General features: G+C 50.7%; 4 protein-coding genes. 3 read left to right on the top strand and 1 reads right to left on the bottom strand.

The window, feature by feature from the left end; translation table 11 throughout:
- A partial coding sequence (locus Q7O77_RS14460; RefSeq protein WP_304168677.1) for an ATP-binding cassette domain-containing protein occupies window positions 1–654 on the top strand: 654 nt, incomplete at its 5' end.
- Window positions 655–735: 81 nt separating this feature from the next.
- Window positions 736–1,155 carry a secondary thiamine-phosphate synthase enzyme YjbQ gene (locus Q7O77_RS14455; protein WP_304168674.1) on the top strand — a complete coding sequence of 140 codons (420 nt, stop codon included), beginning with the start codon at window positions 736–738 and terminating at the stop codon, window positions 1,153–1,155.
- 20 nt (window positions 1,156–1,175) lie between these two features.
- Here the strand turns inward: Q7O77_RS14455 and Q7O77_RS14450 are convergent, their stop codons facing one another.
- A complete protein-coding gene (locus Q7O77_RS14450) occupies window positions 1,176–2,552 on the bottom strand; it encodes a sensor domain-containing diguanylate cyclase (protein WP_304168672.1) in 1,377 nt (458 codons plus the stop codon).
- Between the two features lie 1,412 nt (window positions 2,553–3,964).
- On the opposite strand from Q7O77_RS14450, the gene Q7O77_RS14445 reads away from it, so the two are divergent.
- A partial coding sequence (locus Q7O77_RS14445; RefSeq protein ID WP_304168670.1) for a methyl-accepting chemotaxis protein occupies window positions 3,965–5,174 on the top strand: 1,210 nt, incomplete at its 3' end.

The raw sequence follows: 5,174 nt of genomic DNA, 5'->3' as shown, positions 1-5,174 counted from the left end.
AACCCCGGCCGTTTCAGCTTTAACGTGCGGGGCGGACGCTGCGAAGCGTGTCAGGGCGACGGCGTCATCAAAGTCGAGATGCACTTCCTGCCGGATATCTACGTGCCGTGCGACCAGTGCAAGGGCCACCGCTACAACCGTGAAACGCTGGAGATTAAATACAAAGGCAAAAGCATTCACGAAGTGCTGGATATGACGATTGAAGATGCTCGTGAATTCTTCGACGCCATTCCGGCGCTGGCGCGTAAGCTGCAAACGCTGATCGATGTCGGCCTGTCCTACATCCGTCTGGGCCAGTCGGCCACGACGCTGTCGGGCGGCGAGGCGCAGCGCGTCAAGCTGGCGCGTGAGCTGTCCAAGCGCGGCACCGGCCAGACGCTGTACATTCTGGATGAACCGACGACCGGGCTGCATTTCGCCGATATCCAGCAGCTGCTGGCGGTGCTGCATCAGCTGCGCGATCAGGGCAATACCATTGTCGTCATCGAGCATAATCTGGATGTGATTAAAACCGCCGACTGGATTGTGGATTTAGGACCGGAAGGCGGCAGCGGCGGCGGTGAAATTCTGGTTAGCGGCACGCCGGAAACCGTGGCGGAGTGCGAGGCTTCGCACACCGCCCGTTTCCTCAAACCCCTACTGGCGCGAGACTAAACACGCGTCGTCTGAACCGTTCGTCCGTGTGGAGAATCGTCCGCGCGGACGAACCCGTCTGCCATACAAGAGAGGCTGAACATGTGGATGCAACGAGACGTCGTTCTGAAGCCAAAAAGCCGCGGCTTTCATCTGATCACCCGTGAAGTGCTCGCGTCGATACCTGAGATTAGACAGCTGCGGGTTGGGCTATTGCAGGTGTTCATCAAGCACACTTCTGCGGCGTTAACGCTGAATGAAAATGCTGATCCCACAGTGCGTCAGGATTTCGAAAGCGCTTTCAACCGGTTGGTGCCGGAAAATGAGCCTGACTACCTTCACTGCGATGAAGGCAGCGACGACATGCCCGCGCATCTGAAGTCCAGCCTGCTGGGCAGCAGCGTGTTGCTACCGGTCAGCGACGGTGGCTTGAATATAGGGATATGGCAGGGCATTTACCTGTGTGAGCACCGCAATCATGGCGGCAGTCGCTCGCTGGTGCTGACGCTGCAGGGCGAATAGCCGCGCAGGGCCGTAAACCCCTACAGCGGGGCGATGCTTCCGCCAGCAATATACTCCACCACCACGCGATTCCTGCCGGTATTTTTAGCCTTGTACAAGGCGTTGTCGGCGGTTTTGACCGCCATGTCCAGCGGACACTGTTTTGGCGTAAACGACGTTACGCCTAACGACACGGTGACGTGGCGGCACATGGGGAAGATCATGCGCTCTACGCTCTTGCGCAGACGTTCGGCGATGATGGAAGCGATATGGATATCGGTCCCGGGCAACAGCATCAAGAATTCCTCTCCGCCGGTTCGGCACATAATGTCCATCTTGCGGGCGTTGCTGCGGATCTGTTGGCCGAGCTGGCGGATAACCTCGTCGCCGATGTCGTGGCCGTAGGTGTCGTTGACCTTTTTGAAGTTATCGATATCAATTACCACGACCGACACCGATTTTTTCTCCAGCATGACCATTTCCAACCCTTCCTGAAGTCCCCGACGGTTCAATAATCCTGTCAGCGGATCGGTATGCGCTTCCGAGCTAAGGCGGCCAATGCGTTTATGCAGCATCATGGTGCCAAGCAAAATCGCATCCTTCAGCTGAGCGGCTTCCACATACCAAGAGGGCACCGCTCGAATCTGGCTGATCGCGCCCTGTTCGCTCATTCGGCTCGCCGTCATCGCCAGCTGACGCAGCGGCCGGGCGATGAAGACGGCGAAGATCATCAAGACCAGCAGTGTCAGCAAGGCGACCGGCGTGGCTTCTTTCAGCACGCTGTACATCACGTTATTCAAGGCTTTGTTCGTGACCGCGGAGGATTGCAGGGTGATGACGGTCCAACCCGTTTTATGCACTTTGGCGAAGCCAGCCAGCACCAGATTGCCTTGTTCGTCAGGCATCATGAACGAACCGGTGTCCTGGCTGGCGGTGGCTTTCTTCAACTGCTGGTCGTTAATGTGCTCGCCTAACGGGACTTTGTTGTTGTAGTGATAAATAGTATTTCCTTCATTATCAATAACATAAACCATAGATCTATCGTTATTGAGCGGCGTAAATTCATCCATGATGCGCAATTTGGTCAGATGAATGGAGCCGCGAATATCCCCCAGATGTACGCCCTGGTCACTGACTATCGGCGCTGACAAGGTGATCGCATAGTCGTTTTCATTGGTTTTGTAAGGAAGGCTGGCGTCGACATTGTTGGGCTGGAGGGGAGAGTGGCTGGTATCGGCGACCAGTTTATTGACCTCCTGTAAATTACTCTCCGGGGAAAACGCGACCAGATTGTTATTATTATCGACGATAATGACTGAATTAAAATTTTGGCTTAATTGAAAGATACGGTCGGTCTCTTCCTGAATCTGGCTGGTATCAGGAAAATATTTTGAGATGAAGCGTGCGCTGTAAGTCATCTGTTTTTTTGAAATAGATAATACGTTCTCCACGCTTGCTGCCAGACGTGAAGAATAATCTATATTGATTTTAGCTAACTGATTAGCGAACAACTCTTTATAAACGTTATAGATAGAGAGATAACCATTTGTCAGTGTGACCAACATGCTTGCTATTGATATGGATAGAATTAGCCCCCGCAAATTGATCTGAAATATCTTCTTTATTTTCATCCAGTTCCAACCGGTTTTTAAAACTTTATCATGGTGGAGGTAATCACAAATTCATTGTGTTAGCGTGCGAACTATTTTTATGGGATTTAAAGCTTCTGGTGTTATTTTTAATTAAAACTTATTACGTGAAAATAGCAAAAAAATATCCAAAAAGTTAGTGGTAATAATAATTTTTATTATTTATGTATGGATGCTGTCATTAATTCTTATAGGAGTAAAAAAAGTATCTTGTCTTTTATTATAAGGAAGGGCATTAAATAAAATTTATTATCTAAATGGTAACCGGTTTCTCTTTTTTTTCGTCATTCAGAATGTCGTTGATGCGACAGGATGATAAGCCGTGATGCTCTTGTCATCGTGGTTTTTGGGTGTTTTTGTGTAATATCTATTTGTCTAAATAGTAGACTCTGCTTGGGGTTGACTTGCAGTTATGTGTAAAGATGGCAATTAATATGTAAAGTTGTGGCATTTGTGGCCGATGAAGAGCACACATGACCGTGTTGTTGGCAGGGCTCGTCGGAGGTCATTGGGATAATTAACGCTGCGATAATCGTTGTCATTTATCCAAAATTTCCTCTGGTATTTTCCACTCTGTTTTTAATTCAGCACGGTTAATTCGGCTCTCTCTCGTTTAGTCGGTAGCGCGATATCGGGGGAATTATCCCATTGCTTGATGGCGGCCATGAAAATTTAGCATGAAGATGCTGTCGGCGGTGCGTTGTCGTGGCGCACCGTTTTTACATGGCGTCACTGTTGGATAAACGTCTGGTCATCAGCCAATGGGCTTAGAGTCTATCCCATATAGGTCGAGCTCTCTGGCCGCTTGGGTTTGAGGAGGCGCTCGATATCCCACGTATTTCGCCTACGTGTCGGATGAGTATTGTGCTCGCACAAGTTGACCGGATGTCGTCGGCACAAAACGCGTGACGTTTTTTCTGCGCTGCCCGTGTCAGCCTTGCCGAGTCAATAACGCCTGCTGGGATAGGCTCTTTGTTTTTTCCCCGTTCTGTCATCTCGCTTAACTATCCGTCACTCGTGTGTAGCGCTGATTTTGCGCTTTGAAAATAGACATCGTCCACGGTCTTTCATGCTGTCACAGCGCAATGTGATTCATGTTAGTGATTATTTAGTCAGAAAATATTCACTCTGGTTTTTACTGTTATGGTTTTTTATTTTTGTATAAAAAAGGGAACAAGATTATGCGTTTATCTGATTGGAAAATAGGCTATCGGCTTGCCGCCGGGTTTGCCGTTTTAGTGTTAATGATTTGCATCGTCAGCTTCGTCTCTATTTCCAGACTGTCGGACTTTCACGAAGATGCGCGCGGCATCGTGACGGATATTTACCCGCAGACGGTACAGTCGAATAACTTGATTGATAACGTCAACGCCGTCGTCCTCGCGTATCAGAAACTCCTTCTGGTGCAGGATGAAGAAAAAACCCGCGTCGCGTTGAATGAAATTGCGGAACTGGCGAAGAAAATCACCGTGATGATGCAGGACATCGACAAAAACGCCGAGCAGCTGAATGACGCAGAGTCACAGCGCATCATGGATAACATCCATGCGATCCGCGGCGAGTTCCTGGTCTCGGGTAGAAATGTTATCGACCGGGTCAAAGCGGGTGATATCGATGGCGCGACCGTCGAATTCAACACGCATCTGGACATCATTCAAAGTAAATATCGCTCCGCCGTGGCATCGCTTATCGACCATCAGGACGATGCCATGACCAACACGATGCACAAAATGGAAGACACCTATAACTTCACGCGTTGGTTGCTGCTGGGTATTTTGGCCTCCTGCGTGGTGTTAGTGGTCGTGATTGCCCGTGTCTTGACCGGCAGCATTACTTCTCCGATTCGTCAGGCGTTGGATCTGGCCGATAGGGTGGCCAAAGGCGATCTCACTTCCGAAGTGCCGTCATCAGGCAAAGATGAAATGGGCCAGCTGCTGCGTTCGTTGGAACACATGAACGTCAGCCTGAGCCAGATTGTCGGTCAGGTGCGCGACGGCGCGGAAAGTATCTCTTCCGCTGCGTCACAAATCGCTGCTGGCAACCAGGATCTGTCCGCACGTACGGAAGAGCAGGCGAGCTCTCTGGAACAGACAGCATCTTCTATGGAAGAGCTGACCTCGACCATCACCAACACCGCAGAAAACACCCGCCATGCGACCAGCATTGCCGATCAGGCTTCTACGGCGGCGAAGCAGAGCAGCGACGTTATGCTGTCCGTGACGCACAAAATGCGCGGTATTCGCGACTCGTCCCAGCGTATGGCGGAAATCATCGGCGTGATTGACGGTATTGCCTTCCAGACCAACATTCTGGCGCTGAACGCGGCGGTGGAAGCAGCGCGTGCTGGCGAACAGGGCAGAGGCTTTGCGGTGGTTGCGGGTGAAGTTCGCT

This window comes from Lonsdalea britannica (assembly GCF_946477055.1).
GTDB lineage: Bacteria > Pseudomonadota > Gammaproteobacteria > Enterobacterales > Enterobacteriaceae > Lonsdalea > Lonsdalea britannica_A.
Note: the sequence above shows the minus strand (reverse complement) of the source record. Positions and strands in the feature narration are given on the sequence as shown.

What these genes read in the sequence shown, in the direction of transcription:
- Q7O77_RS14455 (WP_304168674.1), top strand. Translation starts at nt 736, where the DNA reads ATGTGGATGCAACGAGACGTCGTTCTGAAGCCAAAAAGCCGCGGCTTT.
- Q7O77_RS14450 (WP_304168672.1), bottom strand. Translation starts at nt 2,552, where the DNA reads ATGACTTACAGCGCACGCTTCATCTCAAAATATTTTCCTGATACCAGC.